Origin of the sequence: Bifidobacterium catulorum, assembly GCF_003129925.1 — a bacterium.
Taxonomy (GTDB): Bacteria; Actinomycetota; Actinomycetes; order Actinomycetales; family Bifidobacteriaceae; genus Galliscardovia; species Galliscardovia catulorum.
In genome coordinates, this window is record NZ_QFFN01000074.1 from 1 (window position 1) to 1,476 (window position 1,476).

At 65.2% G+C, this 1,476-nt stretch carries 1 protein-coding gene; it reads left to right on the plus strand.

What is annotated here, in order from left to right; all coding sequences use genetic code 11:
• Window positions 1-91 precede the first annotated feature (91 nt).
• A complete protein-coding gene (locus DF200_RS10530; protein ID WP_109138218.1) occupies window positions 92-1,408 on the plus strand; it encodes an integrase catalytic domain-containing protein in 1,317 nt (438 codons plus the stop codon).
• Window positions 1,409-1,476 lie beyond the last annotated feature (68 nt).

Sequence of the window (1,476 nt, forward strand, 5' to 3'; positions counted from 1 at the left end):
CGACGTGACTCATGTTTTTTGAGCGCGTAATGGTTAGTGGTGCCTCATCGGAAATGAGCGCGAACGGTACCGGTCCTGTTTGGCTTGTCGTATGGAAGGCAAGATCAGCATGGCGACGAAGCGGCAGGTCACCCTGAGGTTCAGGGACGAGTACATGAAGGCATCGAAGAAGGACAAGGGGCGCATCCTCGACGAGATGTGCTCCGTGCTGAAGATCGGCAGGAGCACCGCGCGACGCAGGCTCACCGAGGCCGGCAGGAAGCCGAGCGGACCGCCGGAGGGCAAGGTCGAGCGGCCGAAACGGTATTCGGAGCAGTCGCGCGAGCTGCTGGTGCGCGTGTGGCTGATGATGGACTTGCCGTGCGCGAAGTACCTCAAGGAGATGCTGCCCCTGTGGCTGCCGACGCTGAGGGCCTGCGGCGAGCTCGCCGAGTACGACGGGTTCACGTTCAACGAATTGATGGCGATGAGCCCGGCCACGATGGACCGGTATCTGAGGAAGACGAGGGACGCCGCCAGGCCGAAGGGCCTGGCTGGCACGAGGCCCGCGGGCGAGCTGCTGCGCAATTCGATCACGATCAGGAAGGCGGGCGACGAGCTCGACGGCCTGCCCGGCAACGTCGAGGCCGACACCGTCGCTCACTGCGGGCCGAGCCTGAGAGGCGAGTTCTGCCGCACCCTGACCGTGGTCGACATCGCCACCGGCTGGACCGAGAACGCGTCGTGCAGGAACAACGCGTTCGCGAACTTCTCCAGGGCGGAGGCGCTGATCGAGTCCCGCCTGCCGTTCCGCATCCGCTCCTACGACTCGGACAACGGCAGCGAGTTCATCAACCGGGACCTGATCGCGTGGCTTCACGAGCGCGACATCGAGCAGACCAGAAGCCGCCCGTACAGGAAGAACGACCAGGCCACCGTCGAGTCCAGGAACAACCACGTCGTGCGCCGCCACGCGTTCTACTACCGGTATACCGTAGACGAGCTCGACCTGCTCAACGAGCTGTGGGAGCTGGTGCGCGTCAAGGCCAACCTGTTCACCCCGTCCAAGAAACCCGTCGCGCGCGAGAGCACACGGGACGGACGCCCCCGCCGCGTCTACGACAGGCCGCGCACACCATGGGAGCGGCTCAAGGAGTTCGACGACCAAGATAGGGCCGCGGGCGGCCCCGGCTATATTCCCGACGACAAGCGCGAGGAGATCGAACGCACGCTCGCGACCGTGAACCCCGCCGAACTCGTCCGCCGCATCCACGACATCCAGGACCGGCTCGAGGACATGGCCGCCCCGCGCACCGCGCGGCTGGCCAGACGCGCGGGCCCGGACATGGCATACTTGAACAAGACGCTCGCCCGGATCGCGGGCGTCGAACCGGAAGACAACGAAACCCCACCAGCCGACAAGGACTAGGATTTCGCGCTCACCCCAAGTGAGGCACCACTCCGGATTACGCGCTCACTTTCAAATGAGGCACCTCG